Source organism: Rahnella inusitata (assembly GCF_965118895.1).
Taxonomy (GTDB): Bacteria; Pseudomonadota; Gammaproteobacteria; order Enterobacterales; family Enterobacteriaceae; genus Rahnella; species Rahnella inusitata_A.
The window spans coordinates 80,846-104,676 of record NZ_CBCPJJ010000024.1; the positions used below are offsets into that span (position 1 = coordinate 80,846).

A 23,831-nucleotide genomic window follows, 5' to 3' on the forward strand; every position below is an offset into this window, starting at 1 on the left:
ACCGCGCAAAGGCATTAATCTGCGAATGTTCTATGGTACCTCAACGGGGGCCATTGGGCTGAAATAGCGATACGACTGGCATAGATACGTAAGAAAAACTGATCAATTAAGACTTTTCCATAAAAAAAATATATCTGATATTGTATGGGTTATTACAAGTTTCCACTCTGGAAGATTCAATGCTTTTAACCCTCGTTTATCGCAGTCATGTCAGCGAACATGTTCAGTCAGCCTCTCTGGAAGGGCTGGTTGCGCAAGCCAGCATTAAGAACGAAAAATCCGGCATTACCGGCATCCTGTTGTTTGACGGAACGCATTTCTTCCAGCTGCTGGAAGGCCCCGAAGAAGCCGTCGATGCCCTTTACAGCAACATCTGCCAAGATCGTCGTCATCATAACGTGGTGGAACTGATGCGTGATTACGCGCCGTCCCGCCGGTTCGGCAATGTGGGCATGGAACTGTTTGATTTGCGCAAGCATCATGAAGATGTGGTGCTTCAGGCTGTCCTCGACAAAGGGACGTCAAAATACCGCCTTACCTATGATGACCGGGCATTGCAATTTTTATGCACCTTTGTGCAGGCCCGCGAAAAAGAAAACTATCTCGAAATTCTGCCGGCCGGTTCCTGGTCTTTCATCGCCGATGAAGCGCTCAAACCTGAAGTAGAATTTATCTTTCCCGAAATGCAGGATTACAGCTTCGCTTTCCAGCCCATTGTCGATCCACTGAGCAAGGAAATTGTCTCCTACGAAGCCACGCTGCGCGGTCCGGACGGCGGTTCGCCGATGGGCTATTTTTCTCAGCTGTCCCGCACCACCATTTACGAAGCCGATCTCAAGTCTAAAAAGCTGGCCTTTGCACTCGCCAATAAGATGGGTATCAGTAACAAAACGCTGTGCATCAAACTTCTGCCGATGACGCTGGTGATGGTACCCGATGCGGTCGAGTTTTTGGTGCAAGAAATCACCGCTAACGGCCTGGTGCCGGAGCAGATTGTGGTAGCGATCACCGAGAACGGCGTTATTACGCGTGAAGATAAATTTACCGCAGCCATGAAGCAGTTAAAAGCATCGGGAATGCGGCTGGCGATTGATGATTTCGGGGCTGGATCGGCCGGGTTGTTGCTGCTGACGCAGTGCCAGCCAGATAAGATCATGATTGATCGCAACATCATTTGTGATGTACACACCAGCGGGCCGAAACAGGCGGTGGTACAGGCGATCATCAGATTCTGTTCTTCACTGGAGGTCTCGGTTATTGCCACGGGTGTGGAAAAACCAGAAGAATGGATGTGGCTCGATGCGGCGGGGATTTGTAATTTCCAGGGCGAACTGTTTGCCACGCCAAGGCTTAATGGTGCGCCAGTTGTCGCCTGGCCGGAAGTTAAGCAGGAATATCAGTTAAGAGATCAAACTCTCTGACAGTCTGAGCACGGTTTTTCAAGAGAAAGTCTAAGCCCGGTTAATAACCCTATTTATCGGGCTCATTTCAAAATTCTGTCCCGCCGGTATTAATCATTATCATCCGACGTGCGGTAAACCACATATTCCAACGCTTCCAAGTAAACATCCTGCTTACTCAATTCGCTTTCCTGTTCAATTTTCTGAATCAGACAAAGAATAATATCTTTGTGGGTCACATTATCTTTCTGACTCTTCAAATTGTTATATATACGGATGACGGTTTCATTTCCAACCAGAAGCTCAGGGTCTTCTGTCAGAATATAATCGGCCAATTTCACATGAGTATAAGACACGTCTTGCATTTTAATACCCTCCGCGACCTGCTGTGGTTAACGTTTAATGAGACGTTGCGCTCAGGTGCTGAAACCCGAGCGCAGCGTTATTTAAAATGATAATGGTAAAATCTGTCGAACTCAGAAACCGGAATCATCCGGCGTCATACCCACGACCATTTCGAGTGCATTGCGCAGAACATCCAGTTGCACGACATCTGACGTGCATTCCAGCTGATTGATAAGGTGTAAAATGATGGCCTTGTTGGTCACCGTTCCCTTCTCAGCCAGAATAAGGCGGATCGCTGCACCCAGTACTTCGGTTTCACTGGAGTACAACTCACCCGCTTTAGCAAAGTGCTTATAAATCTCTGTACCGCTTACAGAGCCTGTCATCGGCCGGGATTGGTTTGATGTCATCGCATCGCTGAAATGAGCGGTGCCAGCGCGGGAGGAATCAGTGTTTTTTCTGGTCATCGGACGGCCCTTGAGCATTGAAAAAGTGTCGTACATTGTCGACGTCCCGAACTTCGTAGCTGATCTGCGCACGCTTTTCAGCCAGATTATGACGGATCTCGTTAATGACCCGTTCGCAGGCGCTTTTTCGATTAATGTTATCCGCGTTTACAGCCATAAACTGTAATTGCGCAATGAGTCTGTCTGTTGATATTGGATTCTTTGATTTGAGCAAGGAAACAACCGCCTCACCAATCAGCTTATCCGTCAATTTTTCTTCGGTACTTCTATACATATTAGCAGCCTCTGAATATACGCCGGCCAAAGGTCTTCGGCAGATTAGCTTCAGGTTCAGAGTTATTATTTTACGCCAAAAGCAGTAAAACGTTGTTAGGCTATGAATTAATCAAGCCCGCATAATATGTCATACTGAAATGCTTTCAAGCCAATCTTTAACTCTATAACTCACTCACTGTTGCTTACGAATCACGCTCCAGCACCAGACGGATCAGCTTCAAATAATGCCGTTCCTCTTCTTCACTGCCAGCCGCTTCAACACGATTTAACAGCTTAGAACATAAGGCTTTGCGATTGAGATTCTTGCCTGCCTCCAGAATTTCGACCACAACCCGCCCCATTGTCTCTTCCTCAGAAAATACCAGACTGTACATTGAAGGAGATGTGTCCGAAGACAATCCATTGTGTCTATTCTGTCGCATGATTAACTCTTATGTTAATACGTGTGTGAATAATAATTTAGTGTGTGACCATAAAGTTATACAAGATATGAGAAGTTGTACAGGTATTTTAGGAAAAAAAAGCTAGCAATATTTTAATTCGCAGGGAAACTAATAGTAAGATTATGAATATTAAGTATTTATTGCTAAATCTAAAAACTGTTACACCGGTGGAATTCGGGGACGGTAAAGTTGTACAGGCAAGAATGTATGTTTAACGTGAACTGAGTTTGATCACCCTGCGAGGGGTAATGTTCTATAATCTGACGAGCGACCAACTTATACTATACTCCCCCACAGTATAATTATATACTCCCTCCCACTATACGAGGAGTTGCCATCAATGCCACACACACCCGCAGAAAAGAAAAAGGTTTTAGCACGCGTCAAACGTGTGCGCGGCCAGCTTGAAGCGCTTGAATTAGCGCTTGAACGTGGGGATGACTGCAGCCCGGTGTTACAGCAGATCTCTGCCATCCGCGGAGCCGTCAACGGCCTGATGGCTGGTGTGCTGGAAAGTCATCTGCGTGAAGAACTGAAAAGTGCAGATGCCACAGAAGAATCGAGAGACGCATCTATCGATGATGCCGTTGCATTAATACGTACTTATCTCCGTTAACCCCGCTATTTATGGCCATTTGAAAACTCAAATCGCCCTATACCTGACCAAAAGGAAAGTTCATGAAATCACGTGCAGCAGTCGCCTTCGGCCCCGGCAAACCGCTTGAAATTGTCGAAATTGACGTCGAGCCACCACGCGCTGGTGAAGTACTGGTTAAGATTACCCATACCGGTGTTTGCCATACCGATGCTTTTACCCTTTCAGGTGAGGATCCTGAAGGCGTATTCCCCGCCGTGCTGGGCCACGAAGGTGCCGGCGTAGTGGTAGAGGTTGGCGAAGGTGTGACCAGCGTCGCGCCAGGCGATCACGTTATCCCGCTTTATACCGCAGAATGTGGGGAGTGCCTGTTCTGTAAATCAGGTAAAACCAATCTGTGTGTCGCCGTTCGCGCCACGCAGGGCAAAGGTGTTATGCCTGATGGAACAACGCGTTTTTCCTACAACGGCCAGCCAATCTTCCACTATATGGGCTGTTCAACCTTTAGCGAATTCACCGTAGTGGCTGAAGTGTCACTGGCAAAAATCAATCCTGAAGCGAACCATGAACACGTTTGCCTGCTGGGCTGCGGCGTGACCACCGGCATCGGCGCGGTACACAACACCGCGAAAGTTCAGGAAGGTGATTCCGTTGCCATCTTTGGGCTGGGCGGCATTGGCCTTGCAGCGCTTCAGGGTGCGCGTCAGGCAAAAGCGGGTCGCATTATTGCCATTGATACCAATCCGGCGAAGTTCGAACTGGCGAAAAAATTCGGCGCGACAGAATGTCTTAATCCGAATGATTTTGATAAGCCTATTCAGGAAGTCATTATCGAAATGACCGGATGGGGTGTCGACCATTCCTTTGAATGTATCGGTAACGTGAATGTTATGCGTGCCGCACTGGAGAGCTCACACCGTGGCTGGGGGCAGTCCGTCATTATCGGCGTCGCCGGTGCAGGGAAAGAGATCTCCACGCGTCCTTTCCAGCTTGTCACAGGGCGTCAGTGGAAAGGTTCTGCGTTCGGGGGCGTGAAGGGTCGAAGCGAGTTGCCGGGCATGGTGGAAGATGCCATGAAGGGTAAAATTGAGCTAGAGCCGTTCGTCACGCACACCATGGAGCTGGAAAAGATTAACGACGCTTTCGACCTGATGCATGAAGGCAAATCTATCCGTACGGTTATTCATTTTTAAGCGTATTTGCCTGAAAACATAAAGCAGGTTGTACGAGTGAGGCGCGGGGGATGAATGTTCGTTTTCCGCCCTCCTCTTGTCAGCTGCACCGCCGTTATCACTCTTTTTAACAGAGGAACACCTGCCATGCTTGAACTCAGACCCGGCTGTGAATGTTGTGATAAAGACCTCCCGCCCGACGCAACGGACGCAAAGATTTGTTCGTTCGAATGCACCTTTTGCGCCGCGTGCGCGGAAAGTAAATTGGAGGGGATCTGCCCGAACTGCGGCGGGGAGCTGGTCAGTCGCCCTCGCCGTCCTGTCGGGAAGTTAGCCAATAATCCGCCTTCGATGACGCGGGTACATAATCCGTCGGGATGCGCAGCGAAATAGTCTTATTTACCCACCCGCCCTTTCGGCAGCGCGGCAAAGAAGTCAGCGTGGGCGGGCGCGCGGGTCTGTTGCAGGATGTCTGCTAACATTTGCAGCGGTACATCCGACCAGTCGGCGCGCAGATCGACGCTGGCGTACTGGCGATCGTGCCAGATTTTCAGCGCGGCGGACTTCAGCCCGCGCCGGTCGCCTCCGGCCTGTGCACCGGCGTTCATCGCTGCCAGCAGGCGGTCGGTGAAAGGCACAGCGTCGAGCGCTTTGTACGTTCTCAGCATCGCCTCCAGCGTTTCACCGCCGGTCAGCAGGTTTCCGCCGACCACACACTGCTGCCCTTTCAGGCTTCCCGCCCAAATACCGCATGCGCTGCCGCTCCACTGCGCGGTATTGCCCTGACTGTCCACAATCAGCACCTGCCTTCTGTCTGCATCCTCATCGTTGTTAAGTATTTTTTTCAGCGTTGCGGCAGCGTCATATCCTTCCTTTAACAGCGCCAGACCTTGTTCGCCATACAGCGGATTGGTCATCGCCTGCGTGGCGATCGCACCGGTATGCGCGTGACCGTGAACCACCAGCGCACCGACGGCAGGGCCTGCGGTGGCGGTCGCCACGCCCAACGCCCCGGAGACGGGATCCCGCGCGACAATCGAAAAGGTCATAAGCACTCCGTGACAGTCTGGTTAAATTTATGCGCATAAATTATTGCAATTACGTTTATTTATACGCATAAATAATAGACAGGACAACGCCTGATTTTTCCCCTGAGGTGTTCATCACAGGTTTTACTTAGCGACGAGGTCGATATGCTGCCAGCTTTGCGAAAGTGTCTTATCCCGCTCTGTCTTTGCCTTGGCGCGCTGTTGTGGCAGGTGCCGGTGCAGGCAAAAACCCCAGCGGATGCGCTGTTAATTGGTCAGGTGGCGGAGCCGCAATCGCTGGATCCGCAGGTCGCCACGGCGGCCAACGACTCACGTATTCTGGTGAATATTTTCGACGGACTGGTGCGCAACGGCGAAGGGAAGCTGGATATCGAACCGGCACTCGCCACCGGTTGGGAAATCAGCCCTGACGGCCTGACGTACCGTTTTCATCTGCGTGAAGGGGTAAAATTTCAGGACGGTACGCCGTTCAATGCCGAAGCGGCTAAATTCACGTTTGATCGCATGCTGGATGATAAAAACTCGTGGCACAACACCGGTCCGTTCCCGCTGTCGTTCTTCTTCTCGTCGATAAAAACTATCGAAACGCCGGATGAAAATACGCTGGTATTTACCCTCAAAGAGCCCTTCTCACCGTTCCTCTCTAACCTTGCCACGCCGACCGGGCTTATCGTCTCGCCCGCTGCGGTGAAGAAATACGGTAAAGACTTTGGACGTCATCCCGTCGGCACCGGCGCATTCACGTTTGCCGAATGGAGAGCTAATCAGCGCGTGGTGGTAACTGCCAATGACGGCTACTGGGACGGTAAACCGGCGGTCAAAAACGTGGTGTTCAGGCCGATCACCGATGGTAATACGCGGGTAGCGGAAATGCTTTCCGGCGGCATTGATGCGATGGTCGAAGTGCCACCGGATACGGTCAAATTGTTCGCGGAGAAAAGCAATCGCTTCCGTCTCTATCAGACCACCGGCCCGCACGTCTGGTACGTGATGCTCAATACGCAGGTGCCACCGTTCAACGACGTGCGTGTGCGGCAGGCGGTGAACTACGCCGTCAACAAACAGTCGCTGGCGGATAATATCCTGCAAGGCTCGGCTGACGTTGCCGACGGCCCGATCCCTCGCGCCTTTAACTGGGCGGCCAACAAAGACGTGACGCCTTACCCGTATGACCCCGCCAAAGCCCGCGCGCTGCTGAAAGCCGCCGGGGCCGAAGGGGCAACGCTGACTTTTTACGTCACCGAAGGGGGATCCGGGATGCTGGATCCCATCCCGATGGCGACCGCCATTCAGGCGGATCTGAAAGCCGTGGGGCTGAACGTCTCGATCCAAACCTATGAATGGAATACCTATCTGTCGAAGGTCAATGCCGGTCTCGACAATCATACCCACATGGCCGAAATGGCGTGGATGACTAACGACCCGGATACCTTGCCGTTCCTGACGCTGCGCACCGACGCCTGGCCGAAAAAAGGCGGTTTCAACTCGGGGTATTACAGCAATCCGCAGGTCGATATTCTGCTGCAAAAAGCACGCATGACCACAGATACCGCCGCCCGCGCCGCGCTTTATCGTCAGGTACAACAGCAGGTACACGACGACGCGCCGTGGATTTTTGTTGCTAACTGGAAGCAGAACGCTGTGACCTCAACACGTATTCAGCACTTCGCGCTGCAACCTAACTTCAACCTGTTGCTCAACCGGGTGACCAAAAAGTAATCGGAGATATTTATGGGGAGTTACGTGCTTAAAAGGCTGCTCTCGACTATTCCGGTGTTTATCGGGTTGTCGCTGATTGTCTTTTTGATTATGGCGATGATCCCGGGAAATCCGGCTCAGGCGCTGCTCGGTGCCTGGGCGACGCCGGAAAACGTCGCGCGAATCAATCAGGAGCTGGGGCTGAACAAGCCGCTGTACCAGCAGTATCTGATCTGGGCGGGAAATATTTTGCACGGCGATTTTGGTCGCTCTTACGTGCTCAACCGGCCGGTGATTGATGAAGTGATGGAGCGCTTCGGGGCGACGCTGCTGCTCGGCGGTTGCGCACTGTTGCTCAGCACCGTTCTGGGTTTGCTGGCGGGAATTTTCTCGGCGGTGAGACAGTTTGGCTGGGGCGATCGCATCATTACGCTGCTGGTATTGCTGGGAATTTCCATGCCTTCGTTTTGGATAGGGCTGCTGCTGATCATGCTGTTCGCCGTCCAGTTGCAATGGTTCCCCGCGTCAGGCATGTACGCGGTGTGGGGCGGTGGCGACTGGCTGGATCTGTTGCACCATCTGACCCTGCCCGCCATTACGCTGGCGATTGTCGCCACTGGTGTGATCGCCCGTCTGACCCGAACAGCGATGCTCGAAGTGCTGCGACAGGATTTTATCCGCACCGCCCGCGCCAAAGGTCTGTCTGAACGCAAAGTGATTTATAAGCACGCCTTTCGCATGGCGCTGGTGTCGGTGATCCCCGTCATCGGCATTCAGGCCGGTTTTGTCCTCGGCGGCGCAGTGTATATCGAGACCGTTTTCCAGTGGCCGGGACTGGGCGCGATGATGGTGAAAGCCGTGGCCACCCGAGACCTGCTGCTGGTTCAGGGCGGCGTGCTGGTTGCCGCTGCGGCTTACGTGTTAATCAACCTTTGCGCGGACATTCTGCAAGCGCTTCTCGATCCGAGGTTAAAATCATGAGCCAGACTATTGCTTCCCCTACGCCGCGCCACCGTCAGTCCCTGTGGGCCTTGCTGCTGGCAAACCGGCTGGCAACGCTCGGCCTGACGCTGCTGGTACTGGCTTTCGCTGCCGCCCTCGCCGCGCCGCTGCTGCCAGTCCCCGATCCGGACGCCACCGATCTGCTCAACCGACTATTGCCGCCGTTTTCTCCCAGCCACTGGCTGGGTACCGATCCACTGGGCCGCGATATGCTCTCCCGCCTGCTGTGGGGGACGCGCGTGTCGCTGGCGGTGGGGATTTGCGCCACGCTGCTGGCGGCGTTTTTCGGCACGCTGATCGGCCTCGTCGCCGGATACGCCGGAGGCAAAACCGACAGCCTGCTGATGCGGATCATCGATATGCTGATGGCCTTCCCTTATATTCTGCTGGCGCTGGTGATCGTCGCGGTGCTCGGCCCTGGCCTGCTCAACGCGCTTTACGCCATTGCGGTGGTTAATATTCCGTTCTTCGCCCGTAATATTCGCGGGCTGACCGTCGGCCTGCGCCAGCGCGATTTTATTCAGGCCGCGCGGCTGTCGGGTAAAAATCATCTGCAAATTTTGCTCACCGAAGTGCTGCCTAACGTCATGCCGGTGGTGGTAGCCACTATGTCGACGACCGTCGGCTGGATGATTTTAGAAACCGCCGGACTGTCGTTCCTCGGACTCGGTACACAGCCGCCAAATGCCGATCTGGGTTCGATGCTCGGTCAGGGGCGCGCGCAGATGTTCAGTGCGCCGCACGTCTCCGTGGTGCCGGGATTGATGATTTTCCTGCTGGTGATGAGTTTTAATCTGCTCGGCGACGGCATCCGCGATCTGCTGGATCCGCGTCTGAAATCCGGCATTCTGCTGCGCGCCCGTGCAATAACGGCGGTCAACCGCGCCAGCGTCCCGCCTGCCGTAAAAGGCCATGATGCACTGCTGGAAGTGGTGGATTTGCAGGTGAATTTCCGCTCGGGCAATCAGTCGGTCGCGGCAGTCAAAGGAGTCAGTTTTCACGTTGCCAGGGGCGAATGTCTGGGGCTTATCGGCGAAAGCGGATCGGGAAAAAGCGTTACGGCGCTTTCGGTGATGGGGCTGGTTTCGTCACCGCCGGGAGAAATCACCGGCGGCGCGATTTATGTCGGCGGCGAAGAGATGCTGTCGCTGTCGCAAAACCAGCTGCAACAGCGGCGCGGTGCCCGTGTGGCCTACATTTTTCAGGATCCGCTCACGACCCTGCATCCGCAGTTCAGCATTGGCGCGCAGGTCATCGAAGCCATTCAGGCGCATCAGGCGCTTTCCGGCCACGTGGCGAAAGAGAAAGCGCTGGCGCTGCTGGCAAGCGTTGGCATTAAGGATGCTGCTTCGCGTTTCAACGCCTTCCCGCATCAGCTTTCTGGCGGGCAACGACAGCGCGTCGGGATTGCCATGGCGCTGGCCAATGATCCGGACATCATCATCGCCGATGAACCCACCACCGCGCTGGACGTTACCGTGCAGGCGCGCATTCTCGATCTGCTGCAACAGCTGCGTCGTGAACGCGGCCTGACGCTGCTGTTCATCACCCATGACTTTGGTGTAATCGCCCAGATCTGTGACCGCGTGGCGGTGATGCGCCACGGCGAAATTGTCGAAAGCGGAGAAACCGCCGCAGTGCTGCGCGATCCGCAACATGAATACACCCGCAGACTGATCGCCAGCGTGCCGAAACTCGGTCAGGGACGCGGTTTCCTTAAACAGGTGAGCAAACTGTACGCCACGCAAAATACACAGCCGGAGGCACGATGAGCAATGTGATTGAAGTCAGCGGACTGGTAAAAACCTTCCGCAGCACCTCCGGCTGGTTCTCAGGGAAACAGCATCAGGTCGAGGCGGTTAAAGACATGTCGTTTTGTCTGGCAGAGGGCGAAACGCTGGCAGTAGTTGGCGAAAGCGGCTCAGGAAAAAGTACGCTGGCGCGGATGCTGGTCGGACTGGAGCGCCCGTCGTCCGGCACCATCAAACTCATGGGTGAAGAGATGTCAGCGCACGTCCGGCGCGGAGATAAGGCGTTCGGCAAGATGATTCAGTACGTGTTTCAGGATCCGGTGGCGTCGCTTAATCCGCGTAAAACCATTGCCGCTACGCTCGACGTGCCGCTGCGATATCTGTGCGACTATCCTGCCGCGCGGCGTAAAGCGCGGATGCTGGAACTGATGGACGCGGTGCAAATGCCCGCCGACGCACTCACCGGCTATCCGCATGAGTTCTCCGGCGGGCAGGCGCAGCGGCTGGCGATTGCCCGCGCGCTGGCCGCCGAGGCACGGATTCTGGTGCTCGACGAACCGGTCAGCGCGCTGGATGTCTCGGTGCAGGCGCAGGTGCTATTACTCCTCGATCAACTTAAACGCGATTTCGGGCTTTCCTATCTGTTCATCAGCCATGACCTGGCGGTGGTAGAGTCTATTGCCGATCGCGTCGCGGTGATGTATCACGGGGATTTGGTAGAATGCGCCGATAATGACATGCTGTTCAACGCGCCGCAGCACGACTACACGCAACGTCTGCTGGCCAGCGCGCCAGGGGTTTGAACAAATGAAGGAACCGATGAAGGGATTTATGAGCACTGAAACGTCACACCCGCCGGAACCGGTACGCCGTAAACGCACTGACGAAATTGTCGACGCGATCAAAGAAAGTATTATTAGTGAAAACCTGCTGCCGGGTGACCGTCTGCCGCAGGAAAAAGACCTGATCACCCGTTACGCGGCAGGCAAAGGCACGGTGCGCGAAGCGCTGAAATCTCTGGAGGTTCAGGGGCTGATCCGAACCAAAACCGGGCCCGGCGGCGGCGCGTTTATCGATTCCATGACCGAATCGCGCGCCATGAGTTTGCTGTCGAATTACCTTTTTACCCGCCAGCTTTCGATCAGTAATATCTACGCGCTGCGCAAAGCGCTGGAACCACTGGTGGCGGTCAGCGCCATCGGCAATATCGACGCCAAAGGGTTTGAGCAGTTACATCAGCTGATCGCCGTATACGATCACGAGCCCGCAGACGAAACCGAGCGCTGGGAACAGCGCATGGCCGAACTGGATTTCCACGGCGTGGTCGCCAGTTATTCCGATAACGTCCTGCTGGCGTTTATCTGTCACTTCCTGCAACGTCTGCTAAAAGACCTGGCGGTGTGCAAAGACATTTACCAGCGCCCCGAACCGGTAGAGCGCAGCGCGGGTATTGATTATCAATATAAGCTGATCGACGCCATGCGCCGTCAGGACGCCGCCGCCGTTTCGCAAATCATGACCGAACACATGCAGCACGCCGAAGACGCCATGCTGGGGCTCGAGGCGACGCTGGAAGAACGGTTTTTGAGTGAGCGATGATATGACGGACAACGCATCGTTTCATTGAATTTCAGACACAAAAAAGCCGGTAATACTTTCGTATCACCGGCTTTTTGCTGCCCACTGGCGCAGAACCAGAACTTACGCGTTCAGCAGTTGCTGTGCCGTTTTATCCACCAGCGCCAGCAGGACTTTTATGTCCTCCAGCGTGACGGTCGGGTTCAGCAGGGTCAGTTTCAGGCAGGTGACGCCGTTGTGCTCGGTAACACCCACGTTGGCGCGGCCTGAGTCCAGCAACGCGTCGCCGATTTTCTGATTCAGCAATGCGATAGCCGCGTCACTGCTGTGAGCCAGTTGCTCAGGACGGTAGCGGAACAGCACGCTTGCCAGCTGGGGCTGCATGACCAGTTCCAGCGACGATTCAGCGGTGACGAACTTCGCCACGTCTTGTGCCAGCGTCACACCGTGATCGATAATTTCGGCGTACTGTTTCTGCCCTAACGCTTCAAGACCCATCCACAGTTTCAATGCATCGAAACGTCGAGTGGTTTGCAACGATTTGGACACCAGATTCGGCACGCCCGCTTCTTCGTCAAACTCGGAATTCAGGTAAGCCGCCTGGTAGCGCATCAGCTCATAGTGACGTGCTTCTTTCAACAGGAACGCGCCACAGCTGATGGTCTGGAAGAACTGCTTATGGAAGTCCAGCGTGATGGAATCCACCAGCTCGATGCCATCCAGATAGTCGCGGTATTTTTCAGACAGCAACAGCGCACCACCCCATGCCGCATCCACATGCACCCAGATCTGCTGCTCAGCCGCCAGCGTGGCAATCTCACGCAGCGGATCGATCGCACCGGCGTCGGTGGTGCCTGCGGTCGCTACAATCGCCAGAATCTGCTCGCCGTTGGCCTGTGCCGCAGCAAGTTTCTCTTTCAGATCGTTAACGTCCATACGGGCAAACTCATCGGTTTTCACCAGGGTGACCGACTGATAACCCAGACCGAGCAACGCCATGTTCTTCTGCACCGAGAAATGGGCATTTTCAGAACAGAACACTTTGATCTTTTTCAGATTGCCGACCAGACCGTCTTGCTGAACAGAGTGCCCCTGACGGGCGAAGAAGGCGTCACGCGCCAGCATCAGCCCCATCAGGTTACTCTGGGTGCCACCGCTGGTGAACACACCCGCATCGCCAGCCTGGTAACCAACCTGAGTTCGCAGCCATTCAATCAGCTTCATCTCAATGATGGTGGCCGACGGGCTTTGGTCCCAGGAATCCATGCTTTGGTTAGTGGCATTAATCAACACTTCAGCGGCCTGGCTGATCACCAGGCTCGGGCAATGTAAATGCGCGACGCACTGCGGGTGATGCACCGACAGGCTGTCTTTTAAAAAGTACTCAATCGCACGTTCAATGGCGGCCTGATTGCCCAGGCCGTTTGGATTGAAATCAAGCGTAATGCGCTCACGCAGTTCGGCAACGGATTTCCCCTGATACATCTCAGGTTGTTGCAGCCACTGCACGACAGCTGCGCTGCTTTGTGCAATCGCCTGCTGGTACGCTTCAGTGCTTTGCGCTGAAGCCGCCAGAATCGGGTTTAACTCGGACATCGCGGTCATTCACTCCACTCAGACAGGTTTGACGCCAGCCGCTAACAGGGCCTGCTCAAATTTATCCAGGAAAATACCCAGTTCATCATTGGTGATCAGCAGGGATGGCAGCAGACGCAGAACGCAGCCGTTACGGCCACCGCGTTCAAGGATCAAACCGGCTTCGAAGCATTTTTTCTGCAACAACGCAGACAAATCGCCGTCAGCCGGGTAGCAACCCATGTGATCCTGCGCTTCATTCGGTTTCACGATCTCAATACCGATCATCAGGCCCAGACCGCGCACGTTGCCCATCACCGGGTAACGTTTTTGCATATCAGCCAGTTTGCCTTTCAGCCACTCGCCCTGTGCCGCCACTTTCTCGGCAATCTTCTCTTCTTTGAGAATTTTCAGCGTGGTCAGGCCGGTCGCCATCGCCAGCTGGTTGCCGCGGAAGGTACCGGTATGATGACCCGGAGACCAGGCGTCGAACTGTTTTTTGATACCCAGAACGGCCAGTGGCAAACCGCCGCCGACAGCTTTAGACATCACGATGATATCCGGCTCAATGCCTGCGTGTTCGAAGGCGAACTGTTTGCCGGTACGGCAGAAGCCAGCCTGAACTTCATCGAGGATCAGCAGAATGCCGTGTTCCTGAGTCACTTTACGGATGCGCTGCAACCACTCGGCAGGCGCCGGATTCACGCCGCCTTCACCCTGGACAGCTTCCAGAATGACCGCAGCAGGCTTACGCACTCCGCTTTCAACGTCGTTGATCAGGTTATCGAAGTAGTACGTTAATGCTTTAACGCCGGCGTCACCGCCAATGCCCAGCGGGCAACGGTACTGGTGCGGGTAAGGCATAAACTGCACTTCAGGCATCATGCCGTTGACGGCTTCTTTCGGAGACAGGTTACCTGTCACCGCCAGCGCGCCATGAGTCATGCCGTGATAGCCGCCGGAGAAGCTGATCACGCCAGAACGGCCGGTGTACTTTTTGGCCAGTTTCAGCGCGGCTTCCACCGCATCGGCGCCAGACGGGCCGGTGAACTGGAGGCAATACTCTTTGCCCTGTTGCGGCAATAAAGAAAGCAGATATTCAGAGAACTGGTCTTTCAACGGCGTTGTCAGATCCAGTGTATGTAACGGCAAGCCGCTGGTAATGACAGTTTGGATGCTTTGCAGCACGTCAGGATGGTTATGTCCAAGGGCTAACGTTCCTGCGCCCGCCAGGCAGTCAAGATATTGATTATCTTCAACATCTGTAATCCACACGCCGTTTGCTTTAGCAATCGCTAACGGCAATTTACGTGGATAGCTCCTGACGTTCGATTCAAATTCAGCTTGTCTCGCCAAATAGGTTTCATTGTTTCCATGTAATGAATTCGCACCTAAATTATCAATACGGACTTTATCCGTCATCATATCTCTCCTACAACCGAGTGTTATCGCTAACGTCTCAGTTGAATAAATGAATTAAAAAGGTAACTACCGTGAAAAAACGCGGCCAATATATGGCTTTTTTGCCCCCGGCTCAATAATTTATTTTGTATAGAATTGTTTATTCTTTTGCATACGAATCAATAAGATGCTGATTTTATGACCGATAATGCTGTCACAGCTCGCTTATAAGAGCATTACTAAGGCACAAAATTGCAGTTAAAGGTGCGCACAGAGGGGCTGAACGAGGGGAATTTGACGGTATCTACGGGGGGAGGAATGATAGCAAATTGTGGTTAATAAAGGATCCCTGATGAGTGGTCGCCCTCTTTATCGCAGTGAGGCTTATCCACCCATCCTCAGCCACTGACCCGCTTTTTCATAACACCCTGATATTTATAAAATCCTAATTCTCATCGGCTAATTTCATTATTTCTATCCAACTCTGTAATTCCTCACGAGACATAAATGCAGGAACTTCTGGTTCCAAGATACTCCTGCCTGAAACAATAAAAGCCAGGCAGGGAAAAGACTCCGGTATACCTAATTCAACTTCTTTTTCCAATTCAAGATAATCCAGCGCGTCCCCTTCACTGACTATCTTAATAAAATCCTTCATCATCCACTCTGTGTAATCCGATTTATTTCTAAGCAATTTCATGAGCATGCTCCTTAAATTATATTTCTTACTGGTAAAGTTAAAAGATGATTGATGAATTATTCACTGCGCGAGGCAATTACACTTTATAGCATGAAAAACACAATGCGTAATAATAATCATAAAGTACAATAATGGTACTTTTAACCGCTATCTTCACAAAGAAAATAATCTATAATCACCAGAGAAATTAGCGCATTGCATTAGTAAAATAAAAATGGCCTTCCCCCAATATACAAATCCAGCAAGTGTGAATTTATTTCCTGTTGTGTGATAAAAAACTTAATCGAGTTTATCCTTCATGCCCCCGGGCCTCAGCATGGCATTTATCCGATCATGTTGATTTTCCGTAGTTCATCCCGCTCCGTTACTGACTGAGCGTTCATTGAAGTAAAAAGTAATCAGAGCATTATCTGTTACCTTATAGGAGAAAGGGAAAATTACACATACCTTAACCCTGAGGCTAAGGCTTGAAGATATATGTTTTATGATTTTTAGGTGAGCCAATGAAATCCGTCAATGAGCCCGTCAAAAATGAAGCTGCAATCATCAAATTAATTAACATTTTTAAACGGAACGCTAAAGATGTGGATATTGAAGCAGAGGGTAAAGACTTTGATTTTGTAGAAAATGGCGAGTTACTCGTCTTGTTACTGTGTGAGGGGAAGATTGATATCTATAAAACCTCTGACAATTTACTCTATGCCTGTGCTATGGCGCCATTCATCTTAGGCATTGAGGGGTCTTTTTACCGATATGATTTTTACCGTTTCCGATTACATCACCATTGCATTGTAAAAACACTGACGTTAAACCAGTGTATAGAATTGATCAGCGCGCATGATTTGATAAAAACGGTTCTCAATTACCAGGCTTATCTCAATGATTATACCGCCAGCAGAATTGAGCTATTAGTCAATAGAACCTCCTATGAAATGGTTCGCGGATTATTGTATGAGCTCGAAAGATTACCTCATGAAACCAGAATAAAAACCAGCATAATTAATTATATAAAATATCGCAGTAACCTTTCAAAAAGCGGCATTGTCAGTATTATCTCTACCCTCCGCAAAGGCGGATATATCGAGGTCTGCAGAGGGAAACTAATTTCAATTTCCCGAAAACTGCCTAAGAAATACTGAAATTTATTCCCTGCGCCGGAGAATGCCTCCGGCGCTGAGCATAACAAAGTAGCGATTTTGTTATGTCCGTTAACGAGGAAAAATCAAAAATTGTATAAAATTGCCGCTGACGCCGTGGCCTGATTGCGGCGAAACACTATCGGGCTGTCTGCGGCGTGGTCGCCGAGCCAGGTATAGCCGCCAATCAACACGGTCGCCCAGTGAGGTGAAAACGTATGGCTCCAGGTGAGATCGGTATTGATGCCGTAGAATCCGCCGCCCGACTGATAATGAGCGTAATCACTGCGTTCACTCTGTTTCTTATTCACACCATAAAACGTCTGCATATAGCGGCTGTCGCCAAACAGCGCTGCTGACTGCACCGCCACGGTATCCGTTTCATCCTGCCACGGGAGCAGCGTTAGCGAGGCCTGATATTGCCCGCCCTGCCCGTCGGTCAGCGGCAGTGTGGCTTTACCTTCCATTGAGAACCAGCTCGTCGCCTGCCAGCCCACAGCGACAGACGTGTTGAGCGCCGCTTTTATGTTGCCCATGCCTTTCAGCTGTGTCGAGCCATCGCGCCAGACAGAATCTTTCTCCGTCCGCCCGAGGCTGTATCCCAGCGTGTGCTCAAGATACAGCCCGTTATCACTTTGCAGATCGTAACCGACCCCTTTCATCCCGTCGAAGAAAAATGCGCCATCGCGCGCCTGAATGACTGGCGCGATTACGGTGTGACGTTTATCAGAACCGCTGTACTTTGGCGCATTCAGCGCGCCCACGCCCAGCGTGAAGCTCGACGACGGTGTGCTGCTGTCGTCAGCGTGCGCGACGGTCGTCGCCGCGGTGATTGCAAAGCATGTCATGTGCATGATCAATTTTCTGGTTATCATGAATTCCTCATTGCCCCATAGTGTTGACGGCCAGGAAGGGGTTCAGGGCACGTCTGAAGCAGAAAGTATGGAGAGGCAGTGTCAATAAACTGCTTGGGAATTATGAAGAAACTGTCAAGGTTGCCTTAATGCAGACTAAACGAGTGTTGGTTATAGAAGATGATGCCGATGCGGCGGGCGTTCTTGAAGCCTACCTGAAGCGCGAGAATTACGATGTGGCGGTCGCGGGCGACGGGCTGGCAGGGCTGGAAAAGGTGCGAAGCTGGAAACCTGATCTGATCCTGCTTGATGTGATGTTGCCCGGCATGAATGGTACAGAGGTGCTGTCGACCCTGCGGCGCACCAGCGATACGCCGGTAATTATGGTCACGGCAATGGGCGATGCACCAGACCGGATCGGCGCGCTGCGCTACGGCGCAGATGATTATGTGGTCAAGCCTTATAACCCCGGCGAGGTGGTGGCGCGGGTGCAAGCGGTGCTGCGTCGCGCTGCTCCGAAATCCCGACAGGCTGATACTTTGCGCTGGCAAGGGCTGGAAGTGGATACCGAGTCGCTTACCGCGACGATAACAGAGCACTCAGGCCTGACAAAAACGCTGGAACTGACGCCGACAGAGTTCGCACTGCTGGTGATTTTGATGGGTGCTCCGACGCGGCCATTTACACGCCAACAGCTGCTGGAACGCTGCCTGCCGGAAAGCGAGGCGCTGGAGCGGGTGGTGGATACGCACGTCTACAATCTGCGGAAAAAACTGGAGTCAGCGGGTATCCCGAATGTGCTGATTAACGTACGCGGTATCGGTTACAGGTTCAGACAGCCATGAAACAGCAACAACATCAGTCCCTCTGGCGCTGGATCTGCGTCCGCGTCCTGACGCTGGCGATAGGATCGGTGATCCTGATAGCCCTGTGCATGTGGCTGCGGTTTGTCATCCAGAATCTGTGGATCCTCCACCATATGCCACCGGCGCTGAGAGAGGAATTTGCGCTTCTGCGCCAGCAACCGGCGCTCAATCTGGCGCGTTTTCATCAGATAGTCGATGAGCGCTGGGGCATAAGCTATTCGGATCCAAGTATTGCGTCATCGGACTGGATCACCGTCGGGGTGCTGGTGGTCATCGTCATTCCGTTTATCGTCGTGTTTGGATTACGATCCGCGCGGCCGCTTTCAGCGCAGGTAAGCCGTCTGGCAACCGCCGCCGGTGCCGTGGCGCGGGGAGAATTCAGCACCCGTGCCGAACAGATACAAAAGGCACCCACCGAGCTTATCCAGCTGACGGAAAACTTTAATGCCATGACCGGACAGCTGGAACGCTACGATCGTGAGCTACGTGCCTCGCATGTCGCCATGGCCCATGAACTGCGTTCACCGCTCACGGCTGCCATCGGGCGTTTGCAGGGCATGATCGACGGCGTCTTCGAGCCGGAACCTCAGCAACTCAACATGGTGATGAAGCAGCTTCAGCACCTAAGTCGTCTGACGGATGAACTTCACCTGCTCTCACTGGCGGATGCCGGTCAGCTTTCTCTGAACAAAAGCACGCTCGATCTGACAGAACTGTTGCAGGAACGCGCCGTCTGGCTGAAACCGCAGGCAGAAGCGGCGGGCATGGCGATTGAAATCCTCCCGCTGCGGCCCTGCTTGTACCTCGGCGATCCTTTCCGACTGGCGCAGGTGTTCACCATCCTGATGGAGAATGCGCTGCGCTATGCCGCCGAAGGGAAACGTCTGAAGGTCGAGATCCGGACGTTGCTGGGAGGACAGGAAATTATTTTTCGTGATTTCGGCCCCGGCGTGCCCGGTGACTTTTTACCGGGCATGTTTGAACGCTTCACCCGCGCTGAGTCTTCCCGTGCCCGCCATTCCGGCGGCAGCGGGCTGGGGCTGTCCATCGCGCGGGCGATTTGTGTGGCGCACGGCGGCACGCTTCGCGCCTCGCTACCGGAGAGCGGCGGGCTGCAACTGACCGTGTTTCTTCCTGCTGTAGAGTTCTGACTTTTGGGGACGGGTGATAAAAATCGCCCGTCTTGCATTTTTCTTGATGAAACATACAGGGAATCTGGACACATCCCGGATTGAATAGCGTCATCTCAATTCAGGAACCGGGTCATGAACGACACACTCACCGATTACGCCAGACAGGCTATCCATCACCTTGCGGCGTCGCACCGTCTGCGCGCCCTGTCCTTTTTGTTAATACTGCTCCCCGTGGCGCTGGCGCTCGTCGCCTGTCATGACAAAGAAAAACCGTCCGCCGCCCCAGCGCGTCCGGTGCGTTTTGTCATCGCGTCCGCGCCTTCCTCCGCCAGCGTCGTTGTGCAAACCGGCGAAATCCGCGCCCATGATGATGTCACACTGAGTTTTCGTCAGGATGGCCGCCTTCTGAGCCGTGCGGTTGACGTCGGCGATCGGGTTCACGCCGGGCAACTGCTGGCGACGCAGGAGAGCGATACCAGCCAGAATCAGCTCACCAGCGCCCGTGCCGATCTGGACAGCGCCCGCGCCGCAGAACGCGTGGCCGCGCTAAACCTGCACCGCATGAAACTGCTGATGCCACAGGGCGCAATATCCCGTGCGCAGTTTGATACCGCACAGTCCGACTGGCAGGCGGCGCTTTCACGCCGTCAGAGCAGTGAATCCAGCCTGAAAACCGCGCAGGATACGCTGGCATGGACGCGTCTCAACGCGCCGGACGACGGCGTGATCACCACCGTCAATGCGTCCGCCGGTCAGGTGGTGAGCAGCGGTCAAAGCGTGATGACGCTGGCGGCCAGCAACGGCCGCGATGCGGTGTTCAACGTTGCCACGCCACACACGTTCGCCCAAAGCAGCACCGGACAAGTGACGGTGTCACTGCTATCCAATCCTGCCGTTCAGGCCACTGGCCATCTTCGTGACATCAGCCCGCAGGCCGATGCGCAAACCCGCACATGGCGTGTACGCGTTACGCTGGACAATCCGCCCGATGCACTGGCGTTGGGTGCCAGCGTTCAGGGCACATGGCCGCAATCCGGCCAGACCATGATTGCGCTGCCCGCCTCCGCACTGACGCGCAACGGTGATAAACCGGCGGTGTTCGTGGTGGACAAACCGAACCAGCGATTACAACTGCGCGAGGTGACGCTGGGACGGTTTACCACCGAGGATATTTATGTGACGGCGGGGATCCGCGCCGGTGACGCGGTTGTGACGGCCGGCGTGAGTAAGCTGCGTCAGGGTGAAAAAGTGATCGCGCAGGAGCCTAACCCATGAGCCCGCGTTCCCTCAAAGAGACGTTCAACCTGTCAGGCTGGGCGCTGAACCATCAGCAGCTGATGATCTTCTTCATGCTGCTGATCATGGTGGCGGGCGTGATGAGCTACGAAAATCTGCCGCGCAACGAAGACCCCGCATTCACCATCAAAACGGCGGTGGTCTCGGCACAGTGGCCGGGGGCGAATGTACAGGATACGGTAAACCTGCTGACCGATCCGCTGGAGAAAAAGCTCCAGGAAACGCCGCATCTGGACTACGTGCAGAGCGAAACGCGTAGTGGTCAGACCCTCATTATGATCAATCTGCGTGATGACACACCGCCCGCCGCCGTCGCAGATGTCTGGTATCAGGTGCGTAAAAAAGTGCAGGACATCAGCCCGGCGCTGCCACAGGGCGTTCAGGGCGTCTCGGTCAATGACGAATTCGCCGATACCTTTGGCACAATCTATGGTTTTACTGCCGACGGTTACACGGCGCGGCAGCTGCGTGACCGTGTGGAGGATATCCGCCGCAGCCTGATGTCGCTGCCGGACATTGGTAAAGTTAATCTTATCGGCGTGCAGGAAGAGCAGATCGTTATCGCGTTCTCACCCCGTCAGCTGGCCGGAATGGGGATCGACCTGCAACAGGTGACCGATGCTCTGAAAGCGCAAAACGCCGTCGTACCCGCCGGGACGTTGCGCGGTGATAAAGAGAATATCGCCCTGCGGGTCAGTGGTGCATTGAACTCGGAAGAAAGTCTGCGAGCGGTGACGTTGCATATCGCGGGTCGCTACATTCCGCTGACCGATATCGCTACCATCCGCCGCGAGAGCCAGACGCCGCCTGCCCTCGCCTTTCGCGTCAACGGTCAGCCCGCTCTGGGTCTGGCAATTTCGATGGCGGCCACCGGCAATATGACCGATTTCGGTAAAGCGGTTAATCAGCGGATGACGAATATCGGCAACCGTCTGCCGAACGGCATCGCGATGACCAAAGTGGCGGATCAATCCGCCGTGGTGCAGCAGGCGGTCAGCGGCTTTCTCAGGGTGCTTCTGGAAGCGATTGCTATCGTGCTGGCGGTGTCTTTCGTCTCACTCGGGATGCGTGCGGGTCTGGTGGTCGCGGCGGCGATCCCGCTGGTGCTGGCAATGACTTTCACCGGCATGATGCTGGCGGGCATCGGCCTGCAACGGATCTCACTCGGCGCGCTGATCATTGCGCTCGGGCTGCTGGTTGATGATGCCATGATCACCGTTGAAGCAATGGTTTCGCGGCTCGAAGCCGGTGACACCCGCTGGCGCGCAGCCACGTATGCGTTTGAAACCACGGCCTTCCCGATGCTTACCGGCACACTGGTAATGATCGCCGGGTTTATTCCGGTCGGGTTCGCCGCCTCAAGCGCCGGGGAATACTGTTTATCGCTGTTCGCCGTGGTGCTCATTTCACTGCTCAGTTCATGGGTGGTAGCGATCCTCTTTTCCCCGCTGATGGGCACCTGGTTGCTTTGCGGCGAGAAAACGCATCAGCACGCTGAACCGGGAAAAGTGCTGAGGTTTTATCAGGCCATATTGCTGTCAGTTCTGCGTCATCGCCTTTTCACCGTGGTTGGCGCAGTCACGGCACTGCTTATCGCCCTGTGGGGAACCACATTTATGCAAGGCGAATTCTTCCCGGCGTCCGACCGCCCCGAGTTACTGGTCAGCCTGACGTTACCGGGCAACGCGTCGCAGACTGAAACGGCGCGCCAGACTGAAAAACTGGAACAGGCATTGCGCAAAAATCCTGACGTCGATCACTTCTCCAGTTACGTAGGCGGCGGTGCCATTCGCTTTTATCTGCCGCTCGACGTGCTGACCGATAATGAAAATACCGCACAACTGGTGGTGGTCGCTAAAAATCTGGAAGCGCGTGACCGCGTCCGGGAACAGCTTGACAGCCTGCTGGCAAGCAACTTCAGCGCACTGACCACGCGGGTTTCACCGCTGGAGCTTGGGCCACCGGTCGGCTGGCCGGTGAAGTATCGCGTCAGCGGGTCAGATTATGAAAGAGTCCAGAAGATCGCCCGCCAGTTGGCGGCGATCGTCGGTGATAATCCGGGCGCGCGGGAGGTTAATCTCACCGCCGGAGAACCGGAGCGCGCCATTACCATGAACGTCAGCCAGACCGCCGCGCGCGCAGCTGGCGTCTCTTCAGAAACGCTGGCGGAGACGCTTAACACGCTCTATTCGGGGAGCACGATCACCACGGTGCGGGATCGCAACCGTCTGGTGGATGTGGTGATGCGCGGCAACGACCCCGAGCGGCAGGATATCGCAACGATTTCCCGCATGATGCTGACCACGTCCGGCGGCGACAAAATTCCGCTGGAACAGGTCGCGACGCCGCAATGGGGTCTGGAGGAGCCGGTGATCTGGCGGCGACAGATGCTGCCGTTTATCACCGTCCAAACCGATCTGGCACCGGGGCTACGGGCGGAAACCTTGTCGCAGCAGCTTGCACCGCAGGTGGCGCGCTTGCAGGCGTCACTGCCCCCCGGTTATCAGATTGAAGAAGGCGGCACGGTGGCAGAATCAAACAAAGGCAACAGTTCGGTGTATGCAATGCTGCCGCTGACGCTGTTTGCCATGCTGATCCTGTTGATGATCCAGCAACAGCGTTTCTCCCGCATGTTGCTCGCCTTGCTCATGGCGCCCTTTGGCCTGATCGGCATTGTGCTGGCGATGTTACCCACCGGCACGCCGATGGGCTTCGTCGCCCTGCTGGGTGTCATTGCGCTGGCAGGAATGATAATCCGTAACGCGGTGATCCTCATCAGCGAGGTGGATAACAACAGCAGCGCGGGCATGACGAACAATAAGGCGATCGTCACCGCCGCCGTACACCGCGCACGCCCAATCGTCCTCACCGCCTGCGCCGCCATCCTCGGAATGATCCCCATTTCCCACCAGGTATTCTGGGGCCCGATGGCCTTTGCAATTATCGGCGGGCTGATCATCGCCACGCTGGTTACCCTGACGGTCCTACCAGCGGCGATGAGTCTGGTGATGGCTATCGGTGATAAATACAAGAAAAGCGTTAGTAATGTTAATTACCACTAATGAGATATTATTAGTTATCCAAATAATACTAA

23 protein-coding genes are annotated in these 23,831 nt (G+C 54.3%); 14 read left to right on the top strand and 9 right to left on the bottom strand.

Translation table 11 applies throughout. The features are described 5' to 3' along the window. Nucleotides 1–179: 179 nt before the first annotated feature. Nucleotides 180–1,421 (top strand): diguanylate phosphodiesterase, encoded by a 1,242-nt coding sequence (locus ACMHLI_RS20100; protein WP_413531004.1) that lies wholly within the window; start codon nucleotides 180–182, stop codon nucleotides 1,419–1,421. 89 nt (nucleotides 1,422–1,510) lie between these two features. Here ACMHLI_RS20100 and ACMHLI_RS20105 read toward each other — a convergent pair whose 3' ends face one another. The 4 genes from ACMHLI_RS20105 to ycgZ all read right to left on the bottom strand — a co-directional run bounded on the left by ACMHLI_RS20105 (nucleotide 1,511) and on the right by ycgZ (nucleotide 2,910). Then, entirely contained in the window at nucleotides 1,511–1,765 is a 255-nt protein-coding gene (locus ACMHLI_RS20105; protein WP_413531005.1) for a biofilm development regulator YmgB/AriR family protein, read from the bottom strand. A gap of 111 nt (nucleotides 1,766–1,876) precedes the next feature. After that, nucleotides 1,877–2,212: a biofilm/acid-resistance regulator YmgB/AriR gene (locus ACMHLI_RS20110; RefSeq protein WP_413531006.1), complete on the bottom strand. Its 336-nt coding sequence runs from the start codon at nucleotides 2,210–2,212 to the stop codon at nucleotides 1,877–1,879. Continuing rightward, complete coding sequence (locus tag ACMHLI_RS20115; protein WP_112167891.1) at nucleotides 2,193–2,486, bottom strand: hypothetical protein; 294 nt, start codon at nucleotides 2,484–2,486, stop codon at nucleotides 2,193–2,195. The genes ACMHLI_RS20110 and ACMHLI_RS20115 overlap by 20 nt, the downstream gene beginning before the upstream one ends. A gap of 184 nt (nucleotides 2,487–2,670) precedes the next feature. After that, nucleotides 2,671–2,910 (bottom strand): regulatory protein YcgZ, encoded by a 240-nt coding sequence (ycgZ, locus tag ACMHLI_RS20120; RefSeq protein WP_413531007.1) that lies wholly within the window; start codon nucleotides 2,908–2,910, stop codon nucleotides 2,671–2,673. A gap of 361 nt (nucleotides 2,911–3,271) precedes the next feature. On the opposite strand from ycgZ, the gene frmR reads away from it, so the two are divergent. The 3 genes from frmR to ACMHLI_RS20135 all read left to right on the top strand — a co-directional run bounded on the left by frmR (nucleotide 3,272) and on the right by ACMHLI_RS20135 (nucleotide 5,091). Further along, a complete protein-coding gene (gene frmR / locus ACMHLI_RS20125) occupies nucleotides 3,272–3,547 on the top strand; it encodes a formaldehyde-responsive transcriptional repressor FrmR (RefSeq protein ID WP_413531008.1) in 276 nt (91 codons plus the stop codon). 62 nt (nucleotides 3,548–3,609) lie between these two features. Beyond that, nucleotides 3,610–4,719: an S-(hydroxymethyl)glutathione dehydrogenase/class III alcohol dehydrogenase gene (locus tag ACMHLI_RS20130; protein WP_413531009.1), complete on the top strand. Its 1,110-nt coding sequence runs from the start codon at nucleotides 3,610–3,612 to the stop codon at nucleotides 4,717–4,719. Between the two features lie 126 nt (nucleotides 4,720–4,845). Then, nucleotides 4,846–5,091, top strand: a complete 246-nt coding sequence (locus ACMHLI_RS20135) for a DUF1272 domain-containing protein (protein WP_413531010.1) — start codon at nucleotides 4,846–4,848, stop codon at nucleotides 5,089–5,091. 2 nt (nucleotides 5,092–5,093) lie between these two features. On the opposite strand, the gene ACMHLI_RS20140 is transcribed toward ACMHLI_RS20135, so the two are convergent. Next, a complete protein-coding gene (locus tag ACMHLI_RS20140; protein ID WP_413531011.1) occupies nucleotides 5,094–5,747 on the bottom strand; it encodes a DUF1028 domain-containing protein in 654 nt (217 codons plus the stop codon). A 144-nt stretch (nucleotides 5,748–5,891) separates the two neighbouring features. Between ACMHLI_RS20140 and ACMHLI_RS20145 the strand changes: the two genes are divergently transcribed. Genes ACMHLI_RS20145 through ACMHLI_RS20165 form a run of 5 tightly spaced genes read left to right on the top strand, consistent with a single transcriptional unit; the run spans nucleotide 5,892 to nucleotide 11,797 of the window. Further along, complete coding sequence (locus tag ACMHLI_RS20145; RefSeq protein WP_413531012.1) at nucleotides 5,892–7,466, top strand: ABC transporter substrate-binding protein; 1,575 nt, start codon at nucleotides 5,892–5,894, stop codon at nucleotides 7,464–7,466. A gap of 12 nt (nucleotides 7,467–7,478) precedes the next feature. Beyond that, the gene (locus ACMHLI_RS20150) at nucleotides 7,479–8,426 is read left to right on the top strand and encodes an ABC transporter permease (protein WP_413531013.1); all 948 of its coding nucleotides are present in this window, start codon (nucleotides 7,479–7,481) and stop codon (nucleotides 8,424–8,426) included. Beyond that, nucleotides 8,423–10,219: a dipeptide/oligopeptide/nickel ABC transporter permease/ATP-binding protein gene (locus ACMHLI_RS20155; RefSeq protein WP_413531014.1), complete on the top strand. Its 1,797-nt coding sequence runs from the start codon at nucleotides 8,423–8,425 to the stop codon at nucleotides 10,217–10,219. The genes ACMHLI_RS20150 and ACMHLI_RS20155 overlap by 4 nt, the downstream gene beginning before the upstream one ends. Further along, nucleotides 10,216–11,001: an ATP-binding cassette domain-containing protein gene (locus ACMHLI_RS20160; RefSeq protein WP_413531015.1), complete on the top strand. Its 786-nt coding sequence runs from the start codon at nucleotides 10,216–10,218 to the stop codon at nucleotides 10,999–11,001. The genes ACMHLI_RS20155 and ACMHLI_RS20160 overlap by 4 nt, the downstream gene beginning before the upstream one ends. Nucleotides 11,002–11,029: 28 nt before the next feature. Continuing rightward, entirely contained in the window at nucleotides 11,030–11,797 is a 768-nt protein-coding gene (locus ACMHLI_RS20165) for a FadR/GntR family transcriptional regulator (protein WP_413531016.1), read from the top strand. Between the two features lie 102 nt (nucleotides 11,798–11,899). Here ACMHLI_RS20165 and ACMHLI_RS20170 read toward each other — a convergent pair whose 3' ends face one another. The 3 genes from ACMHLI_RS20170 to ACMHLI_RS20180 all read right to left on the bottom strand — a co-directional run bounded on the left by ACMHLI_RS20170 (nucleotide 11,900) and on the right by ACMHLI_RS20180 (nucleotide 15,452). Continuing rightward, entirely contained in the window at nucleotides 11,900–13,372 is a 1,473-nt protein-coding gene (locus tag ACMHLI_RS20170; RefSeq protein WP_413531017.1) for a pyridoxal phosphate-dependent decarboxylase family protein, read from the bottom strand. Nucleotides 13,373–13,390: 18 nt separating this feature from the next. Then, nucleotides 13,391–14,776 carry a diaminobutyrate--2-oxoglutarate transaminase gene (locus ACMHLI_RS20175; protein WP_413531018.1) on the bottom strand — a complete coding sequence of 462 codons (1,386 nt, stop codon included), beginning with the start codon at nucleotides 14,774–14,776 and terminating at the stop codon, nucleotides 13,391–13,393. Nucleotides 14,777–15,197: 421 nt separating this feature from the next. Then, nucleotides 15,198–15,452 (bottom strand): hypothetical protein, encoded by a 255-nt coding sequence (locus ACMHLI_RS20180; RefSeq protein WP_413531019.1) that lies wholly within the window; start codon nucleotides 15,450–15,452, stop codon nucleotides 15,198–15,200. A gap of 503 nt (nucleotides 15,453–15,955) precedes the next feature. Here ACMHLI_RS20180 and ACMHLI_RS20185 point away from each other — a divergent pair. Continuing rightward, complete coding sequence (locus ACMHLI_RS20185; protein ID WP_413531020.1) at nucleotides 15,956–16,591, top strand: helix-turn-helix domain-containing protein; 636 nt, start codon at nucleotides 15,956–15,958, stop codon at nucleotides 16,589–16,591. An 83-nt stretch (nucleotides 16,592–16,674) separates the two neighbouring features. On the opposite strand, the gene ACMHLI_RS20190 is transcribed toward ACMHLI_RS20185, so the two are convergent. After that, a complete protein-coding gene (locus ACMHLI_RS20190; RefSeq protein WP_413531021.1) occupies nucleotides 16,675–17,463 on the bottom strand; it encodes a MipA/OmpV family protein in 789 nt (262 codons plus the stop codon). Nucleotides 17,464–17,591: 128 nt separating this feature from the next. On the opposite strand from ACMHLI_RS20190, the gene ACMHLI_RS20195 reads away from it, so the two are divergent. The 4 genes from ACMHLI_RS20195 to ACMHLI_RS20210 all read left to right on the top strand — a co-directional run bounded on the left by ACMHLI_RS20195 (nucleotide 17,592) and on the right by ACMHLI_RS20210 (nucleotide 23,799). Then, complete coding sequence (locus tag ACMHLI_RS20195) at nucleotides 17,592–18,287, top strand: response regulator (RefSeq protein ID WP_413531022.1); 696 nt, start codon at nucleotides 17,592–17,594, stop codon at nucleotides 18,285–18,287. Next, nucleotides 18,284–19,459: a sensor histidine kinase gene (locus ACMHLI_RS20200; protein ID WP_413531023.1), complete on the top strand. Its 1,176-nt coding sequence runs from the start codon at nucleotides 18,284–18,286 to the stop codon at nucleotides 19,457–19,459. Before ACMHLI_RS20195 ends, ACMHLI_RS20200 begins: the two co-directional genes overlap by 4 nt. 114 nt (nucleotides 19,460–19,573) lie before the next feature. Then, entirely contained in the window at nucleotides 19,574–20,716 is a 1,143-nt protein-coding gene (locus ACMHLI_RS20205) for an efflux RND transporter periplasmic adaptor subunit (protein WP_413531024.1), read from the top strand. Beyond that, nucleotides 20,713–23,799, top strand: a complete 3,087-nt coding sequence (locus ACMHLI_RS20210) for an efflux RND transporter permease subunit (RefSeq protein WP_413531025.1) — start codon at nucleotides 20,713–20,715, stop codon at nucleotides 23,797–23,799. Before ACMHLI_RS20205 ends, ACMHLI_RS20210 begins: the two co-directional genes overlap by 4 nt. Nucleotides 23,800–23,831: the final 32 nt, after the last annotated feature.